Source organism: Ferruginibacter profundus (assembly GCF_054783275.1).
On record NZ_BAAGQW010000003.1, the window covers coordinates 680,947 to 705,325 of the forward strand.

23 protein-coding genes are annotated in these 24,379 nt (G+C 38.7%); 11 read left to right on the top strand and 12 right to left on the bottom strand.

Features of this window, described 5'->3' with window-relative positions; all coding sequences use genetic code 11:
• Positions 1 to 38: 38 nt before the first annotated feature.
• From tsaE to ACYVM0_RS22650, 3 genes are all read left to right on the top strand, one after another.
• The gene (gene tsaE / locus ACYVM0_RS22640; protein WP_460560940.1) at positions 39 to 455 is read left to right on the top strand and encodes a tRNA (adenosine(37)-N6)-threonylcarbamoyltransferase complex ATPase subunit type 1 TsaE; all 417 of its coding nucleotides are present in this window, start codon (positions 39 to 41) and stop codon (positions 453 to 455) included.
• 122 nt (positions 456 to 577) lie between these two features.
• Positions 578 to 1,792 (top strand): alanine dehydrogenase, encoded by a 1,215-nt coding sequence (locus ACYVM0_RS22645; RefSeq protein WP_430987842.1) that lies wholly within the window; start codon positions 578 to 580, stop codon positions 1,790 to 1,792.
• 3 nt (positions 1,793 to 1,795) lie between these two features.
• Positions 1,796 to 2,188 carry a hypothetical protein gene (locus ACYVM0_RS22650; RefSeq protein ID WP_460560942.1) on the top strand — a complete coding sequence of 131 codons (393 nt, stop codon included), beginning with the start codon at positions 1,796 to 1,798 and terminating at the stop codon, positions 2,186 to 2,188.
• Between the two features lie 4 nt (positions 2,189 to 2,192).
• Here the strand turns inward: ACYVM0_RS22650 and ACYVM0_RS22655 are convergent, their stop codons facing one another.
• The 6 genes from ACYVM0_RS22655 to ACYVM0_RS22680 all read right to left on the bottom strand — a co-directional run bounded on the left by ACYVM0_RS22655 (position 2,193) and on the right by ACYVM0_RS22680 (position 10,327).
• On the bottom strand, positions 2,193 to 2,813 hold the full coding sequence (locus ACYVM0_RS22655; protein ID WP_460560944.1) for an ABC transporter ATP-binding protein: 621 nt from the start codon (positions 2,811 to 2,813) through the stop codon (positions 2,193 to 2,195).
• A gap of 161 nt (positions 2,814 to 2,974) precedes the next feature.
• A complete protein-coding gene (gene lpxA, locus ACYVM0_RS22660; protein WP_430987845.1) occupies positions 2,975 to 3,772 on the bottom strand; it encodes an acyl-ACP--UDP-N-acetylglucosamine O-acyltransferase in 798 nt (265 codons plus the stop codon).
• Positions 3,773 to 3,875: 103 nt separating this feature from the next.
• Entirely contained in the window at positions 3,876 to 5,282 is a 1,407-nt protein-coding gene (locus ACYVM0_RS22665; protein WP_460560946.1) for a bifunctional UDP-3-O-[3-hydroxymyristoyl] N-acetylglucosamine deacetylase/3-hydroxyacyl-ACP dehydratase, read from the bottom strand.
• 114 nt (positions 5,283 to 5,396) lie between these two features.
• Positions 5,397 to 7,877 carry a peptidase associated and DUF5686 domain-containing protein gene (locus ACYVM0_RS22670; RefSeq protein ID WP_460560948.1) on the bottom strand — a complete coding sequence of 827 codons (2,481 nt, stop codon included), beginning with the start codon at positions 7,875 to 7,877 and terminating at the stop codon, positions 5,397 to 5,399.
• Positions 7,878 to 8,019: 142 nt separating this feature from the next.
• Complete coding sequence (lpxD, locus tag ACYVM0_RS22675) at positions 8,020 to 9,069, bottom strand: UDP-3-O-(3-hydroxymyristoyl)glucosamine N-acyltransferase (RefSeq protein WP_460560950.1); 1,050 nt, start codon at positions 9,067 to 9,069, stop codon at positions 8,020 to 8,022.
• Between the two features lie 76 nt (positions 9,070 to 9,145).
• Entirely contained in the window at positions 9,146 to 10,327 is a 1,182-nt protein-coding gene (locus ACYVM0_RS22680) for an HD domain-containing protein (RefSeq protein WP_460560952.1), read from the bottom strand.
• A 207-nt stretch (positions 10,328 to 10,534) separates the two neighbouring features.
• Between ACYVM0_RS22680 and porX the strand changes: the two genes are divergently transcribed.
• From porX to ACYVM0_RS22695, 3 genes are all read left to right on the top strand, one after another.
• A complete protein-coding gene (gene porX / locus ACYVM0_RS22685; protein ID WP_460560954.1) occupies positions 10,535 to 12,091 on the top strand; it encodes a T9SS response regulator signal transducer PorX in 1,557 nt (518 codons plus the stop codon).
• Between the two features lie 173 nt (positions 12,092 to 12,264).
• Positions 12,265 to 12,534, top strand: a complete 270-nt coding sequence (locus tag ACYVM0_RS22690) for a hypothetical protein (protein ID WP_460560956.1) — start codon at positions 12,265 to 12,267, stop codon at positions 12,532 to 12,534.
• Positions 12,535 to 12,667: 133 nt separating this feature from the next.
• Positions 12,668 to 13,444: an MBL fold metallo-hydrolase gene (locus ACYVM0_RS22695; RefSeq protein ID WP_460560958.1), complete on the top strand. Its 777-nt coding sequence runs from the start codon at positions 12,668 to 12,670 to the stop codon at positions 13,442 to 13,444.
• On the opposite strand, the gene ACYVM0_RS22700 is transcribed toward ACYVM0_RS22695, so the two are convergent.
• The 3 genes from ACYVM0_RS22700 to ACYVM0_RS22710 all read right to left on the bottom strand — a co-directional run bounded on the left by ACYVM0_RS22700 (position 13,441) and on the right by ACYVM0_RS22710 (position 15,387).
• A complete protein-coding gene (locus tag ACYVM0_RS22700; RefSeq protein WP_460560960.1) occupies positions 13,441 to 13,836 on the bottom strand; it encodes a DUF1573 domain-containing protein in 396 nt (131 codons plus the stop codon). The two genes, ACYVM0_RS22695 and ACYVM0_RS22700, sit on opposite strands and share 4 nt — an antisense overlap.
• A complete protein-coding gene (locus ACYVM0_RS22705; RefSeq protein ID WP_460560962.1) occupies positions 13,821 to 14,699 on the bottom strand; it encodes a TlpA family protein disulfide reductase in 879 nt (292 codons plus the stop codon). Before ACYVM0_RS22705 ends, ACYVM0_RS22700 begins: the two co-directional genes overlap by 16 nt.
• Before the next feature lie 85 nt (positions 14,700 to 14,784).
• Entirely contained in the window at positions 14,785 to 15,387 is a 603-nt protein-coding gene (locus ACYVM0_RS22710; RefSeq protein ID WP_460560964.1) for a bacteriocin fulvocin C-related protein, read from the bottom strand.
• A gap of 291 nt (positions 15,388 to 15,678) precedes the next feature.
• Between ACYVM0_RS22710 and ACYVM0_RS22715 the strand changes: the two genes are divergently transcribed.
• The 3 genes from ACYVM0_RS22715 to ACYVM0_RS22725 all read left to right on the top strand — a co-directional run bounded on the left by ACYVM0_RS22715 (position 15,679) and on the right by ACYVM0_RS22725 (position 18,488).
• Complete coding sequence (locus tag ACYVM0_RS22715) at positions 15,679 to 16,629, top strand: ComEA family DNA-binding protein (protein ID WP_460560966.1); 951 nt, start codon at positions 15,679 to 15,681, stop codon at positions 16,627 to 16,629.
• 61 nt (positions 16,630 to 16,690) lie between these two features.
• Entirely contained in the window at positions 16,691 to 17,830 is a 1,140-nt protein-coding gene (locus ACYVM0_RS22720; RefSeq protein ID WP_460560968.1) for an acyl-CoA dehydrogenase family protein, read from the top strand.
• Between the two features lie 52 nt (positions 17,831 to 17,882).
• Positions 17,883 to 18,488 (top strand): matrixin family metalloprotease, encoded by a 606-nt coding sequence (locus ACYVM0_RS22725; protein WP_460560970.1) that lies wholly within the window; start codon positions 17,883 to 17,885, stop codon positions 18,486 to 18,488.
• Here the strand turns inward: ACYVM0_RS22725 and ACYVM0_RS22730 are convergent.
• Positions 18,469 to 19,683 (bottom strand): acetyl-CoA C-acetyltransferase, encoded by a 1,215-nt coding sequence (locus ACYVM0_RS22730; RefSeq protein WP_460560972.1) that lies wholly within the window; start codon positions 19,681 to 19,683, stop codon positions 18,469 to 18,471. The genes ACYVM0_RS22725 and ACYVM0_RS22730 overlap by 20 nt on opposite strands.
• A 144-nt stretch (positions 19,684 to 19,827) precedes the next feature.
• On the opposite strand from ACYVM0_RS22730, the gene ACYVM0_RS22735 reads away from it, so the two are divergent.
• Together ACYVM0_RS22735 and ACYVM0_RS22740 are read left to right on the top strand one after the other, a co-directional pair.
• Positions 19,828 to 20,892 (top strand): dihydroorotate dehydrogenase, encoded by a 1,065-nt coding sequence (locus tag ACYVM0_RS22735; RefSeq protein ID WP_460560973.1) that lies wholly within the window; start codon positions 19,828 to 19,830, stop codon positions 20,890 to 20,892.
• 10 nt (positions 20,893 to 20,902) lie between these two features.
• Positions 20,903 to 21,694, top strand: coding sequence for a TerC family protein (locus tag ACYVM0_RS22740; RefSeq protein ID WP_460560975.1), 792 nt, complete (start codon positions 20,903 to 20,905; stop codon positions 21,692 to 21,694).
• Here ACYVM0_RS22740 and ACYVM0_RS22745 read toward each other — a convergent pair.
• Positions 21,689 to 22,399: an RsmE family RNA methyltransferase gene (locus tag ACYVM0_RS22745; protein WP_460560977.1), complete on the bottom strand. Its 711-nt coding sequence runs from the start codon at positions 22,397 to 22,399 to the stop codon at positions 21,689 to 21,691. The genes ACYVM0_RS22740 and ACYVM0_RS22745 overlap by 6 nt on opposite strands.
• 164 nt (positions 22,400 to 22,563) lie before the next feature.
• A complete protein-coding gene (gene dnaB, locus ACYVM0_RS22750; RefSeq protein WP_460560979.1) occupies positions 22,564 to 24,147 on the bottom strand; it encodes a replicative DNA helicase in 1,584 nt (527 codons plus the stop codon).
• Positions 24,148 to 24,379: the final 232 nt, after the last annotated feature.

Sequence of the window (24,379 nt, forward strand, 5' to 3'; positions counted from 1 at the left end):
GTTACCCGATTACTAATGAAGGAAAATATCTTTGCAACATGGAGGTAATTTTTAAACTGGAAGACATACAAGATGCCGCGGCAACTTTTTTAGCCGGCATCAGTGCAAACAAAGTAATTGCTTTTCATGGCGGGATGGGTGCCGGCAAAACCACTTTTATACATGCTTTATGCGAAACTATGGGGGTAAAGGGCACCATTTCCAGTCCTACTTTTTCAATTATTAATCAATATACCGATGCAACCGGCAATACCATCTACCATATGGACCTGTACAGGCTGAGGGACGAGCAGGAAGCCGTTAATGCAGGGGTGGAAGATTGCCTGTACTCGGGCAATACCTGCCTGGTAGAATGGCCTGAAAAAGCGCCTGGTGTTTTTCCTGACAACACTTTACATGTGACCATTACAATGCTGGACACTAACACCCGAAAACTAAATGCCGCAGATCTGTAAAAGGAGATCAGTACTTTTAGAAATTAACACTCCTTCTTTAGCAAGTGGTTGCCAAAAAAAATGTAATTTGAGATGCGCTGGCATTATCAATTATTAATTAAACAATCATCAATTAAAATACCGTGGCTACGTCAAAACCCTTTGTATCACCTTCTTTCACCTACGAAACATTAGAAGAGACCCTGGACATTAAACCTAAAGGCGCAGAATTATTTATAGGGATACCTAAGGAAACTTCCTTTAGCGAAAACCGTATTGCACTTACACCCGAAGCGGTTGGCGTAATGGTAGCCAATGGCCATCGTGTGGTGGTGGAGACAAAGGCCGGCCATGGAGCCAGCTATACCGATAAAGATTACAGTGAGGCCGGGGCAAAAATTGCCTACGATAAAAAAGAAGTGTATGAATGTGATATTTTAGTGAAGAGTGCTCCCGTAAGTGAAAGTGAATGCGAACTGTTGAAATACGGCCAATATATCATCTCCCCTATTCACCTTGCAGTAATGCAGAGGGAAATATTACAAAAGATGATGGATAAAAAAATTACCGCTTTAAGTTTTGAGAATTTAAAGGATGACAGCGGCCACAACCCTATAGTACGCAGCATGAGTGAAATTGCGGGCAGTGCTGTAATGCTGATTGCGGGGCAATATTTAAGCAATGCCAATAATGGTAAAGGTGTTTTGGTTGGAGGTATCAGTGGCATTCCTCCCACAAAAGTAATTATCATTGGTGCCGGTATTGTTGGAGAGTATGCTGCAAGAACTGCTTTGGCCATGGGTGCCAGTGTAAAAATATTTGATAACAGCATTTACCGTTTAAAACGTTTACAAAATAATATCGGCGGTCGTTTATGGACCTCCGTTATTGAACCTAAAATTTTAGCTAAACAATTAAAGACCTGCGATGTGGCAGTTGGTGCCCTGAGCAGCACCGGTGGCAGAACACCGATTGTTGTAATGGAAGAAACCGTAAGCAACATGCGCCCCGGCAGTGTGATTGTAGATGTGAGTATCGACCGTGGTGGCTGCTTTGAAACCAGCAGGGTAACAACGCATGAACACCCGGTATTTAAGCAATATGATGTGATCCATTATTGCGTGCCTAATATCCCCAGTGGTTTTGCACGTACCGCTTCGCAGGCCATCAGCAATGTATTAATGCCTTTGTTATTGGAAACCGGCGAAGATGGTGGTATTGATAATGTGATATGGTATAAAATAAATATCCGCAGTGGTATTTATTTATTTAAGGGCAGTCTTACTAATTTTTATCTGAGTGAACGTTTTGATCTGAAGTATACTGATTTGAATTTGCTAATTGCGAGCAGGAGGTAATCCATGGCACTAAGATTATTTATTTTGCACATTCTTTTTGTTTTAAACACATTAAATGTGATTGGACAAAAAAAAGAAAAAATTTTTCTTAAAGGAGGAAATGGCAATACTATTACGCTCAAACAAATTAAGAATAGTGGCACTGTTCTTTTAACTAGTGATAAAGGCTCAAAGATTCTTGAAGATGGCATATTCTTATGGTCTCAGGGATTTCCCAATGGATATACATACTCAAGATGTATGTTTAATAAACCTTTACCATTTTTTTATGATGGGAAAATATTAAACCGAATTAAAGTTGGGACAAAGATTACAATTTTTCCGATAGAGTTTATAGACAGTGAATCTAAAAAGAAAATTTATTATGAAGGGATAACGTATGAAGTGGTTAAATAATTGCTTACTTATAATCCCCAATCCTAATCACCTCATCACAAAACTCGTACTCCTGTTTATCATTACTGCTTACAATTACTAATTTTCCTTTGGTATAATTGCTGATCAAATGGTGATATAAGGCGGTGCCATCGGCATCTAAATTGGTAGTGGGTTCATCCAATAATAAAATGGGTGTATTACTGAAGAAGGCCTGCGCCAGTTTTAAGCGTTGTTTCATGCCGCTGCTGTAATAGCGTATTTGCTTGTTGGCCGCATTTAATAACCCTACGGTTTGTAATATGTCGTTGATAGCAACGGAATCTATAAGTGGCTTGAATTGAATATGAAATTCCAGCATTTCCTTCGCCGTCATTTCTTCTATCAATTCCAAATAAGGCGCAGCTATTGAGAGGTTAGTATACAATTGTTCAGCAGGTACTGGCTGTTGCTGATCATTTTTAATGGCAACACTGCCTTCGTTATGAGTAAGTGAACCGGATATTACCTGCAATAAAGTTGATTTACCCGAACCGTTGGAACCGGTGATTGCATAAGCTCTTCCTGATTGAAACCGGTAACTGCAGTGGCGGAAAATCCACTCCCGGTTAAATCTTTTACCAACGTTGTTAAGGGTTATTTGCATAGTTCTCATCCCAACATCCCGGATAAACCGGGAGAACTCGAAGGGGAAGTTCAAATTATTTTAGCAGCTTTTATTTTGTTTGCCGGGTGAGCCACTCTTTAAGGAGTGACTCACCCTATGCTTAAATCTTCGCAAGTTCCCCTATAAGGGAGCAAGGGTTCTTATTCGTCGTCCGAACTTCCTTTTGTAAATCTTTTAATAATTCCTCTTCCGCTTTCACGAATGAATGTTACTATCTCATCTCTTTCATCAGTGGCAGGAAATTCTTCTTCAATATAATTTAATGCCTGTGAAGTATTCATCCCTTTGTTATAAATAATGCGATAGATATCGAGTATCTGGTTAATACGGTCTAACGAAAATCCACGGCGTTTTAAGCCCACTGAATTTACGCCGGCATAACTTAAAGGCGTACGTCCTGCTTTGATATAAGGCGGCACATCTTTACTTACCAGGCTACCTCCTGCAATAAATGCATGCTGGCCAATTTGTACAAACTGGTGTACCGCACACATACCAGCCAAAATAGCGTTATCACCCATTACCACGTGACCGGCCATTTGTGTATTGTTGCTCATGATACAGTTATTACCCACAATACAATCGTGTGCAATATGGCTGTATGCCATAATCAGGCAGTTATTGCCCACCTTGGTTGTCCAGCGGTCTTTACTGCCACGATTAACCGTTACAAATTCACGTATGGTGGTATTGTCGCCAATTTCAACGGTCGTTTGTTCGCCTTCATATTTTAAATCCTGCGGAATAGCTGCAATTACTGCGCCGGGGAAGATGCGGCAGTTCTTGCCAATTCTTGCCCCCTCCATAATGGTCACATTACTGCCTATCCAGGTACCTTCTCCTATTTCCACATTAGGGTGTATCACACTAAAGGGATCGATCTTTACATTAGTAGCAAGCTTTGCGCTGGGGTGTATGTATGTATGTGGATGAATCATTCTTGATTTATGATTTATGATTTGTGATTGGCAAACGAATTTACTGATTTACTAATTAACTCCCGAAATGATCGGGACGTTCCGCATTTAACCAATAAACTTTTTAACTGCGTTTCACTAACTGTGCGGTCAGATCTGCTTCGGTACACAATTTATTGCCTACGTATACGCTACCTCTCATAATACAAATACCACGACGTATAGGTTCAATCAATTCCATTTTCAGTATCATCGTATCTCCCGGTACCACTTTTTGTTTGAACTTACAATTCTCAATTTTTAAGAAGTAAGTATCATATTGTCCTTCGGGCATGGCATTGATACAAAGCAAACCGCCGGTTTGTGCCAGTGCTTCAATTTGCAATACCCCTGGCATTACAGGATTTCCCGGAAAATGGCCCTGGAAGAAAAATTCATTGAAGGTTACATTTTTGATACCTACAATTTGTTTATCGCTCAATTCAATGATCTTATCTACAAACAAAAACGGAAAACGGTGCGGCAATGTTTTTTCAATCTGCTGCTGTGTGTATACCGGCTGCTGATTGGGGTTATAGATCGGAATATCCTTGGTGTGCTTGTTCTTCTTGATGTATTGTTTTATTTTTCTTGCAAATTCCACGTTACTGCTATGGCCCGGCCTGTTGGCAATAATATGTGCCTTAATAGGATAACCGATCAATGCCAGGTCGCCAATTACATCTAAGAGCTTATGACGTGCCGGTTCGTTAGGGAAACGCAGTTCTAAATTATTTAAATACCCCTCGCTTTTCACTTCTACCTTAGTACGGCCAAATGCTTTTGCAAGGCGGCTCATTTCTTCATCAGTAACAGGCTTATCTACCACTACAATGGCATTATTGATGTCGCCACCTTTTACCAGGTTGTTATCCAGCAACATTTCCAACTCATGTAAAAAACAAAAAGTGCGGCAAGGTGCAATTTCAGCTTTAAATTCTTTGATCGATTTTAAGCTGGCATGCTGTGTTCCCAGCACAGGACTGTTAAAATCAATCAGTGTTGTGATCTGGTAATTGGTTGCCGGAAGCGCCGTCATATCCACTCTCTTCACATCATCGTAATGTGTAATATTGGTATCGATAGTGTACCAGGCTTTGGCGGCGTCCTGTTCCAGAACACCGGTTTCTTCAATAATTTCCACAAAAGGTTCGCTGCTGCCATCAATAATCGGAATTTCGGGGCCGTTGATCTCGATCAGGCAATTATCAACCCCCATGCCTACCAGTGCAGCCAGGATATGTTCTACCGTACTCACCTTGGTATCGCCCTGTTCCAGTGTAGTTCCTCTTGACGTATCAGTAACCAGGTCGCAATCGGCTTTAATTACCGGCATTCCGGGTAAATCGATACGCTGAAACTGGAAGCCAAAGCCGGGATTGGCGGGCTTTAGCGTCATATCCACATTCACACCTGTGTGCAGGCCCGTACCGGAAATACTTACCGATGCAGCAAGCGTATGTTGTTTATCAGGATTGAAATTGTTATCCATCAGTATTGAAAATTTTGGGTGCAAAGATATTTGATTTTTAGTTAGCCCGCAGATTACGCTGATAAGGCTGATAAAACTAATTATCTGCGATATTTGCGAAATCTGCGGGAATATTTAAAACTGGAACTGGAAACTGCCAAAAATACCAAAACGGGAGGTTTTATTAACAGGCAATGGCCTTGGTAACACACGCCACACAAAATCCAGGCGAAGTACTTTGAGTATGTTATCGATACCGGTGCCTACTTCCAGGTAAGAAGTACCATTTAATGTTTTAAAAGTACCTGCTTTATTATTGACAACTGCATTTTCATTATTCAGTGACCCCCAAACGGCTTTCGCATTCCAGAACTGCCGCAATTTTAATTTACGCGTAAGCGGTATAAAGCGGAATAAGCCCGAACCTACATTGTGTTCTATATTAGCACCGGCATATTGATCGCTTAAATATTCAAAGCGGTTCATCAGGTTAAAACTTCCGGGATTGTAATAGTAAATATCATTGCCCGGATGATTTTCTAAAAGTGTAAAAGGCAACGTGCCATTTACTTTTCCGGCATACACTTTATACGAAAAGGAACCGTAGGGAGATATTTTCATATAATCCTTTATCGTTAGCCCGATCCTGGTATAATTATAAGCGCTGTTCAAAACTCCCGAAAAACCTTTGGTCAGCATCAGCTCAGCAATGGGATATTTTGTACCTAATGAGTAACGGAAATAATCACCTTCTACAAATTGCTCCAGGTAAGCAAAACGAAGTTTTAAGGCCACTTCAAAACTGGATAGTGGCAGGCCTTCATTTACCGCAAAACTTTCTTTAAAGGGTAAATTCTTCAGCGGTGTATATTGCCGGTGAGAAATAAACCATTCGGTAGAAAATCCTTTTCCTAATTCGTTAAATATTTCAAACCGCACATCCTGCAACTGAATAAATTTTCTTGTAGTATTCGGCTTACGGATAGCCAGGGAAAAAATATTATCCTGCCCCACATCACCAACCTGGTTAATACCATTATCAATATCGTTGTAATAAGATAGGTGTAGACGAAAACGTTTAGGATCTCTTTTTACTATCCAGAAAGCTTCTGCCTGCCCTTTAAATTTTTTATCTTTAAAGCCATATGCCAAATAAGTGTGCAGGTAGATATGTTTATTAAAACCCGTAGTAGTACCTAAATCAAAACGGGTGCGAAGGCCCTCCCAACTATTACTGCTTATCCAGTTGAACCATGGCCCGATCTCGTAATTGGTTAATTGTTTATACCCGGTGCCAATAAATTTCAACGTGTTTTGCAAACGCTGAAATTTAGGCATTTGCAACAATTTATCTACTGTTGCATAGATGGCTTTTTCATTAGTGGATAAAGTATCATGACGTAACAGATTCCATGCTGAATCGGTTTTTAAATTACTACCCGGTGATGTTTTCACCACTTCTTCTATTGGTTGCTGTTTAAATAAACTGGTGATAGAATCGCTGTTGATAATAATATTCCGGTACGATGTTGTTTTTCTGCCAATAAAAGTGAGTGATTGTTTGCCCAGTATTTTAAAATCGGCAAAAAATTTATCCCGGTTTAAAAAATACACACTGTCGTTGATAGGAATAAATTCCTGGAATACACTGATGCGATCAATGTAGTTGATATTGGCATCTTTGCCCAGGTACAAACTTATTTTTTGTATCTGGTAGGTTTGCGATATTACCCAGGCATCGCCTTCAAAAGTATTTTGCCCGGCGTGCTTAGGCGAAAAAACAAAATGAAATACTTTTTTACCTCCGATAACCTGGGTATCTGGCACCGAAAAATTATAGTACACATCAGCATTTTCATTAAACGGGCCAATAAAGTCCTTATCCATCACATTCACATAATTACCATACACATTTACATTCTGGTTCATTACCCCCATCAGTTTGCTGATGCTTTCATTGGTAAAACCTTTGGTATTACTGGCTTTAATATTCTCAAAATATTTTTTGGTGTTTTTTTGAAAGGCATAATCGCTCACACTTTCTAAAAGGTAAGCTGGCAGAAAAGGTTCTTTCTCCGAAGTACTATCAATATTATCAAAAATGAAAGAGAAAGGTTTCAGCAGAAAATTTTTCTTTGCCTTATCAGCCTTAAAGTTTTTAATATCGATCTCTAATTTATTATACGCCTCATAACCAAAATTGGGCAGATTATACCGGTTGTATTGTTTCTTCTTGCTCATGATCTTTTTCCACAAATACAGGCCCTTGTTGATCTTTGATTTTACAGTTACCCCATTGGTTGCTGCGCCACGTTGCAACTGTATCACAATACTTTTATTATTTACAGAATCGTTGATGGGTACTTTATAAGTTTCATAACCAACATAGGTTACCACTAATGTATCCTTTGAAAATCTGCCAATGTAAAATGAAAAATTGCCGGCACTGTCAGAGGTTTTGCCCACTCCCGACCTTACAAAATATATTGATGCATAACTTACCGGCTCTTTGGTATGGGCATCCTGTATAACGCCTTTAAAGCTGATGCTTTGGGCATTAAGTTGTGCTGTAAAAAAAACCAATATTGCTAAAAAAAAATAACGTAAAAAATTCAATGTTATATTTAGTTGATACTGATTAATAAAATAACCCGGGCATTTTCCTGAATAACCGCCGGGTCTTAATTTGTAATACCGATGTTTTACAAATTAATAGATTACAAAAGCAGCAAAATCGTTGGCAAAAAAATAAAAAGCTTTACAGAATTTCTTTTTTCTCTCTTAAAGCAGCTATTTGTTTTTCAAGTTCCTGTATACGTTTTTCCATGTCGGGCAGTTTACGGCTGGCCGCCTGGCTACGCAATGCAGCGGTATAATCATGTGCCGGTGAGCCGGTTACAGCCTTGCCTGCTTCCAGCGATTTACTTACACCACTTTGTGCATTAATTTTTGCACCATCGCCAATATTAATATGCCCCACTATTCCTGCCTGCCCGCCTATCATTACATTATTACCAATTTTTGTACTGCCACTTACACCGCTCTGCGCTGCAATTACAGTGTTATTACCCACTTCCACATTATGAGCAATCTGCAGCAGGTTATCCAGTTTGGCACCGGATTTAATTAAAGTGCTGCCGATAGTAGCCCTGTCGATAGTGGCATTAGCTCCAATTTCCACACCATCTTCTATAATTACGTTACCAATCTGCGGTACTTTTTTAAACGTACCGTCTGCCTGGGGTGCAAATCCAAAACCATCACTTCCAATAACCGTGCCTGCATGTATCACTACGTTTTTTCCTATCACGCAATCGTGGTAAATTTTTACCCCGGGGTGAATAATAGTGTTTTCTCCCACAATAACATTATTACCCAAAAAAACATGAGGATATATTTTTGCACCATCAGCTACAATAACATTTTGCCCCAGATAAGCAAAGGCGCCTATAAACACATTGTCGCCCGTTTTTGCTGTGGCATCAATGTAAACAGGTTGCTGAATACCGCTTAACTGCTGCCTTTGTATTTGCTGGTATTTGTCTAATAAAACTGCAAAAGAAGTATAGGCATCCGGCACTTTAATTAAAGTTGCCGTAACAGGCTGTTTTAATTCCTGCGTTTCATTAACGATGATGATAGATGCTTTGGTGCTATATAAAAATTCTTCGTATTTGGGATTGGCTAAAAAAGCCAGTTGGCCTTCTTTAGCTTCTTCAATTTTACCAAAAGAGGCTACAGCAATGTCGCCATTGCCTTCTACTTTTCCGCCAATTATCATGGCTATTTGCGTTGCAGAGAATTGCATAAATGAGTTTTGAACAACAAGCCAAAAGCTTCAAGTAGCGGTATTATTCTTGCAGCTTGAGGCTGATAACTTGCAGCTATCTTAAGTAACAAATGTAATATTTTTTAACCTTACCTCTCATATTTTGATTGATGAGGGCATTATCCACTTCTGATATGTCTTTTACTGCTCCGTCCTTAAACAAAATATAAATATGTTCGTTGTCGAAATTATAGGTACTGCTTACGGCTTCGCCGGTAAAAACCAGCCAGCCCGCCTCTTCTTCGGTTAAGTTATATTTGGATTGTGCCGCTACAGATTGTTCGTTCAGTAAATTTTTATCTACCGGGTCTCCAAAATATTTTGTTTTTAAAAGCCGGCGGTTAATAATGCCCTTGCATAATATCGATAGCACTTTGTCTTCGTGTGTACTCCAGGCTTTTATTGCTGCATGCAGGTCATAATCATCTAACCCGCAAAATTCCTCAATGGTAATTTTTGCATCAGGTTCATTGATCAGTTTATGCAATGGGCCTGGTGTAGCAGCTTTTATTTGCTTGGCTCTTTTAACAATACGCTGCAACATTTGTTCGGCACAATTCACTGTTTTATGCAGGTATACCTGCCAGTACATCAGGCGGCGTGCCACTAAAAATTTTTCAATAGAATAAATGCCCTTCTCTTCTACCATTAATTCACCATTATGCACCGTAAGCATTTTTAAGATACGGTCGTAGGCAATTACGCCTTCATTTACACCACTGAAAAAACTGTCCCTGGTTAAATAATCCATACGATCAACATCCAGCTGGCCACTGATGAGTTGGTGGAGGAATTTTTTGGGATGTACCCCGGTAAATATATCTATGGTGAGTTGCAGTTTACCGTCAAATTGCTGATTCAGTTCTTTCATGATCAGCAACGAAATTTCTTCGTGGTGCATGCCTTCAACCAGCACATGTTCCAATGCATGACTGAAAGGCCCATGCCCCACATCATGCAACAAAATAGCAATTTTAGCGGCTTGTTCTTCTGCAACATTAATTTCAACGCCTTTGCTCTTTAATTCATTTAAAGCATTGCACATTAAATGATAAGCTCCTAAGGAATGGTGTAATCTTGTATGCACAGCCCCCGGGTATACCAGGTAGGCCATTGCCATTTGATTGATACGGCGCAGGCGCTGGTAATAAGGATGGGCAATGATTTGGTAGATCAGTTCATCATCAATGGTAATAAAACCGTATACGGGATCGTTAATTATTTTGCGAAAAGACATTTTTTAGTTGACAGGTGTTAGATGAAAGTAATGCGTATTGTTTTTATTGAACATAGCTATTTGTTAAAAGATGTACAAAGCTAAATAAAGCACTCCATCATTGATATAAAAAATTAAATTTGCCTAAACGGTTCATGGCATATAGTTGAGGATAAAAGGTTAATGCTGTATCATCCACTATCAATTATGAACCATCAAATACAAACTATGAGCATAGCAAAAATACTTTGGGTAGATGACGAGATCGACAGCCTGACTTCTCAGATCATGTTTTTAGAAAATAAAGGTTACGAAGTACAAACCAAGACCAATGGCTTTGATGCTATTGAATTTGTAAAAGACAATATTGTAGATGTGGTGCTGATGGATGAAAGTATGCCGGGTTTAACCGGCCTGCAAACGTTGCAGCAGATAAAGGAAGTGAACAGCAATCTACCCGTTGTACTGATCACAAAAAATGAAGCCGAGAATTTAATGGACGAAGCCATTGGCTCACAAATAAGCGATTATTTAATCAAGCCGGTTAATCCCAACCAGGTATGGCTGAGTTTGAAGAAGCTGATTGACAATAAAAGACTGGTGGCAGAAAAAACCACTTCTGCTTACCAGCAGGAATTCCGTAGTTTATTTATGGCATTAAGTGATAACCCTGATTACAATGCCTGGATGGATATTTATAAAAAATTAGTTTTCTGGGAGCTGGAAATGAAGAAAAGCGACAGCCCCGAAATGCAGGAAATATTTCAATCGCAAAAGGCGGAGGCCAACAATGATTTTTTTAAATTCATTTCAAAAAATTATGCTTCGTGGGTTGGCCCCAAAAGCACTGCTGCCCCTATCATGAGTAATACTTTAATGAAATTTAAAGTGTTTCCTCACCTGGAAAAAGGCACACCTTTATTTTTTGTGCTGATAGATAATTTGCGTTTTGACCAATGGAAAACCATTCAGCCCATTTTTGCAGAAAGTTTCCGCATTCATGAAGAAGAGACTTTTTATTCGATTTTGCCTACGGCTACGCAATATGCCCGTAATGCCATCTTTGCAGGTTTGCTTCCGGTAGATATTGAAAAACAATTTCCGGTGCAATGGAAAAACGATGACGAAGAAGGTGGAAAAAATATGTTTGAAGAAGATTTCTTTAAAGCACAACTGAAAAGATCAGGTAAAAGTGACCTGAAATATTCCTACACCAAGATCACCAATAACCACGACGGGCAGAAATTAGTAGATAATATTCACAATATGCTGCAAAATGATATCAATATCATTGTATACAATTTTGTAGATATGCTGAGCCATGCCCGTACCGAAATGGAAGTACTGAAAGAATTGGCAGGCGACGAAACAAGCTACAGGAGTATCACCGAAAGCTGGTTCACTCATTCGCCTTTGCATGCAGCACTTAAAAAAATTGCCGATAAAAAATTAACCATGATTGTGGCCACTGATCATGGCAGCGTACGGGTAAAAACACCGGCTAAAGTAATTGGCGATAAGCAAACAACAGCCAACCTGCGTTATAAACATGGCCGTAATCTCAACTATGAAACAAAGGATGTATTGGCGTACAGGGACCCGAGAGAAGCAGGTTTACCGGTACCGAATGTAAACTCCAGTTTTATTTTTGCCAAAGGCGATCTGTTTCTATGCTATCCTAATAATTACAATCACTTTGTAAATTATTATAAGAATACGTTTCAGCATGGAGGCGTAAGTTTGGAGGAAATGATTGTGCCGGTGATAAGGATGACGAATAAGTAAAGCCCCTGCGCCCCTGAAGGAGAACTGGTGCTCAACGACTTAAAGTGCTTTTATGAAGACCTGCCGTTTTAAATTTATCAACGTTTGTTGATAAGTAAAGCGTTGGTAAGCTCATTACTGCTTTATTTTTGTATTGTTTAAAATTCACGATTCACAACTGACGATTCACGGGAATGAAATACACATCAAACATATTAGATAAAATAGAGAGAATTGCAGAGGAAGCCGGTTATGTAATCCGTTACGAAAGAGGAAACTTCCAGAGTGGCTATTGCATTCTGCAAGCCAAAAAAGTTATCGTACTCAATAAATTCTTTCAAACTGAAGGCAGGATAAATACGCTGATCGACCTTATGCCTCAATTAGAGATCAACTTTGATGCACTCACACATGAAAGCCAGAAGATGTATGAAGAAGTGATGGCTGCTGAGGCGAATAAATAATAAGTCTATAAGGTTTATGCGGTATCAAAGCATAAAACGCTTACTTACGCTGTTCATTCTTTCTGCCTGACACTTTATCTACTTTTTGTACTTTATTTACTTCGCCCCTCTTTCAAATCCCTATTTTTGCATAGTGCATTGTCCTCCTTTACAAATAACATTTCTTGGTACCGGTACCAGCAGCGGTGTGCCCATGGTGGCTTGTAATTGCCATGTATGTACTTCTCCCGATAAAAAAGACAAACGTTTACGTAGCAGTATTTTAGTGCAAAGTGATACCACTACAATTGTAGTAGATACCACTCCCGATTTCAGGTACCAGATGCTTAGGGCAGATGTAAAAAAATTAGATGCGGTTTTGTTTACGCATCCGCATAAAGATCATGTAGCCGGACTGGATGATGTAAGGCCCTTTAACTTTTTTCAGCAAAAAGCCATGCAGGTTTTTGCCAATTCACTTACTGAAGAAGCTATTAAAAGAGAATTTGCCTATGCGTTCTCAGATAAAAAATATCCCGGCGTACCGGAGATCAGTTTAAATACCATTAATGGCGAACCTTTTTATATTGGAGATATTCCCGTAATTCCAATTTCGGTATGGCATCACAAAATGCCCGTACTCGGTTTCAGGTTTGGCAAGTTTACTTACATTACTGATGCTAACAGGATTGAGGACGATGAGAAAGAAAAAATAAAAGGCAGCGAAATAATAGTATTGAATGCCTTACGCAAAGAAAAACATATCTCTCATTATACTTTGGATGAGGCCATTGCTGAAGTGCAGGCGTTAAAAATACCTACAGCTTATTTCACGCATATCAGCCACCAGTTAGGCAGGCACGAAGAAGTGAGTGTTGATTTACCGGCTGGTATTGCTTTAGCCTGGGATGGGTCAGAAGTATCTATTTAATATACTCTGCCAATTAAATATAATACTTTGAGTGATGGCTCTGAATTAGTTTTTACAACTATAGTCCTGATAACTTTTCCCGTATCGCCACTACTTAAAAACTTAAGCTTTATTTTGCCCCTTACGCCAGGAAGATAAGAAAAGGTATCATACGTTGGCTTGGTACAGCCGCATTCTACTCCAATATCCAGAATTTTTAAATTTGCTGTGCCGTTATTTTTGAATTTATATTCAAGTTCTAAAGAATCATTAATATTAATCCGTTCAAATTTTAGTGTATCACTATCAAATGAAATATTGGCCAGGTTTTTAATATTGCTTTGACAGGAAACAGTAATCAATAAAACGCCAACACAAAACGAGAAACTCTTTCTTTTTACTTGTGTAAGCATTTTGATATTTTATTTTTCATCGTTTCTAAATATATAATATCATTATTTGGAATAAACCCCTCAAACGTGTGAACAATGTTGCCGTTCCGGGTAATTAAAAACTCTGTCGGAAAATGTCTAATCTTATAAAAATCCGTTAGTACTCCGCCACTATCATAAAGGGAATATAATTTTGAGGTTTCAAAATTATATTCCGAGAATTCATTAAATGAATTAATAGTGCCCGGGTTTATCATAACAATTTGAAATGATGAATCTCCTTTAAAAAACTCTGCTAACTTACTTAAAGCATCTTCTTTTATTTTACAAGGCATGCAATCTTTAAACCAGAATTCGAAGAGAACAACTTTATTATCAAAAGCAGAAAGTTGTACATTATTCATTGCCTTAGTTTTAAATTTTATTTTTGAATATATAGACTTTGAAAAAAAAGTTGAATCTCCCGAATAACTGGTAGTATGATTACTCAAAAACAAACCCGGTACAACACCAAACGAAACAATGAGAATTAAAAAAAATATCACAATAGTATAAAACACTTTTTGTGCTATTTTCAAACTACTATGCCTGGATATTAAGAAAAAAGCGGCTGTAATTATGATTATTTCGCAAAATAAAAGTAACCACGCTTTTGGATTAATAAAAAACCCTAACAATTCTAATGGCAGCATTCCTGTAAAAACGGCAAATAAATTAAGTTTTTTAAAACAGTTTTTAACAATTAAAAATGTCGCTATACTAACAAAAAAATAAATCGAAAATGAAACAAAACTATTTTGCCACATTCGTGAAAATGAAAGAAGAATATCGATTGCAATTCCTATAACTATAGAAAGTAAATTAAGTGGTATATTATTTTTCATTTTTGGGGATAGAATATAAATGTGTGTGCAAGAAATTTGCCCTACGCACACACATTTAACATTTTAAAAGTTTGCTTATTTTAATTCAGGAAGGCATAACTCCACATTTTCCATTGCAGCTTTCCAGCAAGAGCCAACCGCACCCCATATTACTGGTTGAACAATCCCACATATAAGCATAGCATTTAGATTCCCCGGAACAGAAATCACTACTTGTATTACATGAGCAGCTATTGCCTGATTCAACAGAGCTGGTGTTAGCTACCGTTTTTGATTTAAGACTTCCAAAAATGTTATATATCTCCTGAGTGGAAAATGCTCTTTTGCACTTATATACCAACTCGGCCACTTCTGCTTTTGCCATAAAAGTCCGGGCATTCTCTTTGTTTAAAAAAATATCCGGGTTAATTGTTGAGATAAATTCTTTAATTAAGTTTTTTTGCAAATCGGAATTTTCATTATTTTGAATATAATTTTCCAGATGTTGTTTCCAGATTGCCGTTTTATTTTCCGGTACTAATAAACCATAAGCTACTCTTTGAGCCTGGGTTGAAGAGATTGAGACTACTTCGTTTATCACAGCCTGATTACCGCTAAATTCTTGTTCTGTGATTTTACCGCCTAGATCTTTTGTACAGCTACTTATTAATACTACCATAATAAAAGCTGCAAAAATGTTTGTTTTCATTTTGCAATATTTTTAATTATTAAAAAGTTGGTGTTAAATAAGAAAGGTGTAATGGATACCCGAGCCAGTTAGTCGACCGTCTATAGCAATTGCGTAGAATTATTATCACATAAAGTAATGGCATTTTTTTCTAATAACCAATTTTTTTTCTCTCCATAAAATTCAATCTTTGAATGTAATTAAGTCTCTTTTATTAGCAAATTAAATAAGCTAAAGTAAATTTTTATTTCCTACCTGTATCTGATAGTCGAAAAGCCTGGAGTCTTTATCAATAAATTACTCAATTTTAAAATGATGAAAAAAATCTTTTCTTCTTACTTCTCCTTCACTAAAAAAGAACGCACCGGTATTTTTGTACTGTTGTTTTTAATTATATTTTTTACACTTTTACCTTTCCTATATCCACTGTTTATAAAAAATAAACCGGTTGATTCCGCAACATTTGAAAAAGAAATTGCTACACTAAAAATAAAGCAACAGGATACAGCCAATCAATATGCAAAAAAGAATTTTGATGAAGATAACTACCCCAATTATTATCAACCCGCCGAAAAAAAATACAACTCAAAAAATAAAGGCGAACTTTTTTATTTTGATCCCAACACCGCAACAACCACCGACTGGCAAAGGCTGGGCATAAGAGATAAAACCATCGCCACCATTCAGAATTATTTAAATAAAGGCGGGCATTTTTATAAGCCGGAAGATATCAGTAAAATATGGGGCCTGCATCCTGATGAAATACAACGCATGATCCCCTACATAAAGATTGCGCCAAAAGAAAATACTTTTCCGCAAAAAAATTACGACACTAAAATCTACAACAAACCTAAAAGCCCTCCCTCAATTATTGACATTAATAATGCTGACACGGCAGCATTTATTGCATTACCGGGCATTGGTAGCAAACTGGCACAGCGCATTATCAACTTCAGGGATAAGCTGGGCGGCTTTTATAAAACTGACCAGGTAGGTGAAACCTTTGGTTTGCCCGATAGTACATTTCAAAAAATAAAATCCGGATTATCAGTCAGTAATTCAGGCATAAAGCAACTCAATATCAATACCGCTACTATTGACGTATTGAAAACACATCCCTACATCCGGTACAATATTGCCAATGCTATTGTGCAATACCGGGTGCAACACGGTAATTTTTCTTCCGTAGCGGATATTAAAAAGATATTACTGGTTACGGAAGAGATTTATAATAAAGTGGCTCCGTATTTAACTATTCAATAAAAGGCTAACATGCGTTAGTATTTTAAATTCCTTAAGTTTGTATTTCAAAGATTGTAGCACTATGAATTTTAAGCAAAGTGAATTAACACAACAGGTGGCACATACGGCAAAAGATTTTGCCCTGCAATACATTAAACCACATTTAATGGAATGGGACGAAAGCCAGGAGTTTCCCCTGCACATTTTTAAAGAAATGGGCAAACTGGGCCTCATGGGTGTATTTGTACCGGAAGAATATGGCGGTAGTGGTATGGGGTATTTTGAATACAATGTAGCTATACAGGAAATTGCCAAAGTATGTGGTTCCATCGGTTTATCATTAGCTGCACACAATTCACTTTGTACCGGACATATTTTAGCATTTGGTAACGATGAACAAAAGAAGAAATACCTGCCCAAATTAGCAACCTGTGAATATTTAGGCGCCTGGGGCTTAACAGAAGCCAACACCGGCAGCGATGCAGGCAATATGAAGACCACCGCTGTAAAAGATGGTGATGACTGGATATTGAATGGCACCAAATGCTGGATCACTCATGGCAAAAGTGGTGATGTAGCTGTTGTGGTTTGCCGTACCGGAGAACCAAGAGCAAAAGATAATTCCACAGCATTTGTAGTGGAACGGGGTACGCCGGGTTTCAGTGCCGGCAAAAAAGAAAATAAATTAGGTATGCGGGCAAGCGAAACTGCCGAAATGATATTTGATAATTGCCGCATACCGGATGCAAACCGCCTGGGAAATATTGGTGCAGGGTTTAAACAAAGCATGAAAGTATTGGATGGCGGAAGAATTTCTATTGCCGCCTTAAGCTTAGGTATTGCAAAAGGTGCTTACGAAGCTTCTTTGCAATATGCGCAGGAGCGCCACCAGTTTGATCAACCTATTGCAAACTTCCAGGGTATAAGTTTTAAGTTAGCTGATATGGCTACAGAAATTGCCGCTGCCGAATTATTAATTAACCAGGCCTGCTATTTAAAAATGAGTGGTCAGCCCATGACCAAAGAAGCAGCTATGGCAAAATATTATGCCAGTGAAGTAGCAGTAAAAGTCAGTACTGATGCCGTGCAGATATTTGGCGGTTACGGCTACACTAAGGATTTTCCGGTAGAGAAATTTTACAGGGATAGTAAATTGTGCACCATTGGCGAAGGAACGAGTGAGATACAGAAATTGGTGATCAGCAGGGAAGTATTGAGATAATTAATTTCATTGTAGCTCTATAATGTTTAAGGTATTAAAAACTTTTTGTGCATTGCTTTTCATACTGAACATTTCGTGTCCGCATTCTGCTTCGTTTAAAAAAGAAAAACAGCAATCCCCTGTAGTTGACGTGCAGCCATTTACAGATATGGCTGCAGCAGAGACGCAATATGTATTTGATGAAATAAAAAAAGTTTATCCCGGTGCTACTTTAAAAAACCCGATACCGCTCCCTCAATCTGCATTTTATTCTATACGAAACAGGTACAGGGCCGATTCATTGATTCAGTTTCTTAATGCCCTTACCGGTACCGGACATGTAACAATCGGTTTAACCAGTAAAGACATCAGCACTACAAAAGATTCCGTTGCCGATTGGGGTGTGATGGGTTTGGGATTTTGCCCGGGTAAAGCTTGCATTGCATCCACTTTTCGTTTGTCGAAAACTGAGAAATTAATGCAACTGTTTAAAGTAGCCATTCATGAATCAGGGCATACACAGGGGCTGCCACATTGTGTGGTAAAATCCTGTTTTATGAGAGATGCAGAAGGACGTAACCCTACCAATGAAGAAAAAGATTTTTGTGTTGATTGCAAAAAATATTCAGAACAAAAAGGCTGGGTATTTAAGAAGATGATTAATCAATATTCTCAATAATCCCCGCAATACCCTGACCGCCGCCTACACAGGCTGTTACAATACCATATTTTTTATTCAGCCTTTTCATATCATTCACTAATTGAATGGTAAGTTTACAACCGGTACAACCCAATGGATGCCCCAATGCAATTGCGCCACCATTGATATTTACTTTATCAGGATTTAATTCTAAAGTTCTTATTACCGCTAACGCTTGCGAAGCAAAAGCTTCATTCAATTCAATCAGGTCAATATCTGCCAGGCTCATACCGGCTTGCTTTAAAACTTTAGGCACCGCTTCAATTGGCCCTACACCCATAATACGTGGATGCACACCGGCACTGGCGCAATTCACCAAACGTGCTATTGGTTTCAATCCCAGTTCATTGATCATTCTCTCGCTCATTACAATTACAAAAGCAGCACCATCGCTGGTTTGAGAACTATTACCGGCAGTAACACAACCACCGGCAGCAAAGGCAGGTTTTAATTTTGCCAAACCCTCAATGGAAGTATCTGCTCTCACCCCTTCATCGGTATCCACTACTTTACTTCTTTTTTGTTTTTTCCCCTTTTCATCTAAATAAATTTCTTCTACATTAATAGGCAAAATACCCGACTTAAAAAATCCTGATGCAATAGCATTACCTGCTTTTAAATGACTGTTATAACTGAATACATCCTGGTCTGCTCTTGAAACATTGTATTCTTTAGCTACTGCTTCAGCAGTTAACCCCATGCTTAAATAAAAATCAGGTTCATCTTTCACTATTGCATAAGATGGCACCGTCTTCCAGCCTGCAGTTGGTACCATGCTCATACTTTCGGTACCGCCGGCAATAATGCATTCTGCCATACCGGTTCTTATTTTAGCGGTTGCCATGGCAATACTCTCCAGGCCACTGGCGCAATAGCGGTTGATGGTAATACCCGGCGCATGAATCCCTACTGCCTTTGCAGAGATCATTCTTGCCACCTGCAAGCCTTGCTCGGCTTCAGGTACAGCATTACCCACAATCACATCATCCACACGTTTTACGTCCAGTTGCGGCACGCTGGCCAGCAATCCTTTAATCACATCTATTGCCAGGTCATCAGGGCGTGTAAACCTGAATCCGCCTTTTTTACTTTTGGTGATAGCAGTTCTGTATCCTGCTACAATGTATGCTTCCTGCATGGTAAAATAGTTGATAATTGATAGTTCATAGTTCATGGATGATAGCAGCTATTTAGTTAACCCGAACTATGAACCATTAGCTATCACCCAAAATAGTTGTTTATGCAACTTTATATACCAAAGGTATAATTTCTGATTGAAAACAAAAAACTGAAAACTCCTACTTATTTTTGCGCCCACATGTACAAATTACTACGTTCGTTTTTATTTCTTTTTGACCCTGAACGGGTGCATTATTTTTCGATGAATGGTTTAAGGCTGCTTTGCAGGATACCTGGAATCAAAAAACTGTTGGCGTCAAACTTCAGGCCACAAGGGGGGCAGCAAACTTCGTTGCTGGGAATTCAATTTTCAAACCCTGTTGGGCTGGGCGCTGGTTTTGATAAAAATGCCAAATACCTGAATGAGCTGGAAGCGTTGGGTTTTGGTTTTGTGGAAATTGGCACCGTAACCCCCAAACCTCAGGGTGGAAACGATAAGCCCCGTTTGTTTCGCTTACCAAAAGATAAGGCATTGATCAACCGAATGGGTTTTAACAACGACGGTGTTGAAGCTGTGGTAGAAAGATTAAAAGCATGGAGAGAAAAAAATACAAAGTACAAAGCGGAGGGCACACTGACGGCTCACCACTCACCACTGACGATAGGAGGCAACATCGGTAAAAACAAAATCACTCCCAACGAAGATGCCTGGAAGGATTATGAAATTTGTTTTATTGCTTTGCATGATTATGTAGATTATTTTGTAGTGAATGTGAGCAGTCCCAATACACCGGGCTTAAGAGAACTACAGGAAAAAGATGCTTTGAAAAAAATTCTTACCAATCTTCAATCACTAAACTCCAAACATCTGAACCCTAAACCCATTCTTTTAAAAATAGCTCCCGATTTAACCAACGAACAATTAGATGATGTGGCTGATCTTGCTCTCGAAATAAAATTAGACGGCCTTGTTGCAACAAACACCACTATCAGTCGCTCCAATCTCACCACCGACGATTCTCAACTCACAAAAATTGGTGCCGGAGGATTAAGCGGATTGCCAGTGCAAAAAAGAAGCACCGAAGTAGTACAATACATTCATCAAAAAACCAACAGGCAAATTCCTGTTATTGCAAGCGGCGGTATATTTACTGCTGCCGACGCAAAGGAGAAAATAGAGGCCGGCGCTTCGCTTGTACAGGTATGGACAGGCTTTATTTATGAAGGCCCGGCAATTGTAAAAAATATTTGTAAAGGATTATAAACAATCAGTAATGGAAGAATTAAATCAATTATTTACCACTTCAGGATTAACAGGTTTACTGGCATTAACTCTGATGGAAATAATGCTGGGTATTGACAATGTAATTTTTGTGTCGATTATCTTAGGCAAGTTAAAAACCGAAAAAGAAAAGAAAACCGCCAGCACTGCATGGATGATTGTGGGTATGGTGATGCGTATTGCTCTATTATATGTTTTGGGCAATTTACTGAACGGCGAAAAAGAATTGTTTAAGCTATGGGAGCATAGCGTGAGTTTGCAGGACATTATTATGGTGGGTGGCGGCTTATTTTTATTGGTAAATACCACTTTAGAAATTCACAATAAACTAGAAGGAGAAGATCCCAATGAAGTAATTGAACATAAAAAAACAGGCGTAAGTTTAGCAGCAATCATTCGCCAGATTGTACTGGTGGATTTTATTTTTAGCGTGGATGGAATTATTACTTCTGTGGGTATGAGTAAACTGCAGGTGGTACGTTTTGCTGCCGTAATTATATCTATGCTGGTAATGTTTGTTTTTGCCAGGAGAATAAGCAAATTCATCAATCAGCACCCTACTTTTAAAATGCTGGCGCTTTCGTTCTTAATATTAATTGCTTTTACATTAATTGTAGATGGCGTACATGTAGAGAAATTAGAAATACCACACGGCTATGTATATTTTGCGATGGCTTTTTCATTAGGTGTGGAAGTATTAAACCTTCAGTTGCGTAAGCGGAGTAAAAAACCTGTTGAATTGCGAACGCCACATATTAACAGCGAAAAGGATGATAATTTATAGTTGAACCAATAATGTTGCTGCTACAATACCGGCAGTTTCTGCTCTCAACCTGGTATCTCCCAAAGCTACCGGTACAAAATTATTTTTCAGTGCCGTTTCAATTTCTTCCCTGGTAAAATCGCCTTCGGGACCAATGAGGATTAGTTTAGAGGTTGCGGAGTTGAGAAGTTGAGCAGCAAGTGATACTTTATTATTTTCATCTTCGCAATGCGCAATAAATTTTTGTTCCTGTTGTGATTTACTGATGAGTGTTGCAAATTTAACCGGCTCATGCAAAACAGGTAACCAGGTTTGCTGGCTTTGCAACATCGCACTTACTAAAATACTTTTCATTCTGTCAAACTTAAAAGCTGTCTTTTCTGTTCGCTCACAAATCAGTGGAATAATTTCTGTAACACCGATCTCAGTTGCTTTTTCTAAAAACCATTCAAAACGAGTGTTGTTTTTTACCAGGGAAATGGCAATACTGATTGCAGGTTTATGATTAGCGATTCCGGATTTTTTTATAACTGTTACGGCACATTTTTTTCGGTTATCCCCTGTTATTTCTGCAGTAAATAAATTGCCTTTACCATTGGTAAGCTGTAGTTGTTCACCAATTTTCATACGCAGCACCTGCACCACGTGTTTGCTGGTATCTTCGTCCAGTACAACTTCTGTTGTTGCCAGGTCTATATCTTCTTTATAAAAAAACGGCAGCGCCATAAAACGATTTTAAATTTTGGATTGGTGATTTCAGATTTTTTTATCGTTGTAATACCTTACTTTTTGTCACTACTTTTATTAGAGACATATTCCAAACTTAATGAAATTAAAAATGGAGAATTGTATTTCCCCATTATTAATTATTCCTTATAAATTATCCATTACTAAAACGGTGCTTCGTCATCAAACTCCCCGTCATTCATCTTGCTGCCTTTTTGTATGTACAGTTTAGCGCCATCGCCTCCATTGTCTAATCCTGATACCGGTTTCCAGCTACCGCCACCTGAAGGCGCAGACCCGCCTCCTCCAAAACCATCACTACCGGTTTCATCTTCCACAAATTTTTGAATGTGCAGCATGGCCCTTAGTTTAACTGTATCCAGACTACCATTACGATGCTTGGCTATCTTCACATAAGTCTCGCCTTTATTGCTTTCGCCCATTTCGTTACTGGTAATATCATAATATTCCGGACGGTACAGGAACATTACCATATCCGCATCCTGCTCAATTGCACCCGATTCCCTCAAATCACTCAGCTGCGGAATTTTATTACCTTCTTTTCGTTTTTCCACTTCACGACTTAACTGAGACAAGGCAATGATCGGCACCTGCAATTCTTTTGCCAGCCCTTTTAAATCCCTCGATATTTTACTGATCTCCTGCTCCCTGTTACCATTTTTATTATCGCCGGCACCACTCATCAATTGCAGGTAATCTATAATGATCAGGCCAATATTGTGTTTGTTTTTTAAACGGCGGCATTTAGCCCTCAGTTCAAAAATATTCAGTGCTGCGGTATCATCAATAAAAATCGGGGCTTTAGATAAAGTCTCAATCCCCTTTTTATACAACTGTTTCATCTCATGCTCTTCCAGTTTTCCCCTCGATATTTTTTCCAGCCATATTTCACTCTCTGCACTTAATATACGTTGTACCAGCTGGCTGCTACTCATCTCCAGGCTAAAAAATGCAATAGGAATTGCTTTTTTAGGATCAGAGGGAACTGCTGCACTTCGGGCAAGGTTGAGGGCAAAGGCTGTTTTACCCACAGATGGCCTTGCTGCCAGAATGATCAGATCCGTTTTTTGCCAGCCATAAGTTAATTTATCCAAAGAAGGAAAACCTGTAGGTACGCCGGTAATATCTTCATCACGGTTACGCATATCTTCAATACGCTGAATGGTTTTTACCAAAACAGCATCAATGGTATCAAAATTCTTACGTAAGTGATTATTGGTAATTTCAAATAATTTACCTTCCGCTTCATCCAGCATATCAAAAACATCGGTGCTGTCTTCATAGGCATCGCCTAAAATTTCACCACTTATGCGTATCAGTTCCCGCTGGATAAATTTTTGCAATACAATCCTGCTATGGGCATCAATATTGGCAGACGACACTACCGAATTGGTAAGCTTTGTTACATAATAAGGCCCTCCCACAGCTTCCAGCTCTTCTCTGAATTTTAGCTCTTCCACTACAGTCAGCAGATCTATGGGTAAACTTTTTATGGCCAGTCCCTGCATGGCCCTGTAAATTTTCTGGTGGGCATCCACATAAAAACATTCAGGTTTTAGTATCTCCACAACGGTGTCAAATGCACTTTTTTCCAGCATAATGGCGCCCAGTACAGCTTCTTCCAGTTCTTTGGCTTGTGGCGGCACTTTGCCATACATCATAGAGCTTACATCGGGTATTGCTTTACGGCGCAGCTTCTTATCTTTATTATAGTTAGTAAGTTCCATATTCGCTTGCTTGTTGGAGTTATTTATTTTTTGCAGGGCGGCTAAGATAAATTCAAATACACATTAAACACGTGTTCATTTTTATACACATTCGCCACTTTTACCCTTTTAAACAGTTTTCCCACACTCCATTAACAGCAAATTTAGCTTATCCACGGCTTATCCCCATCAAATTAACAATCTAAAAATCAATAAACTTGCCAACCCACCCGATTTTATTAACAATTTGGTA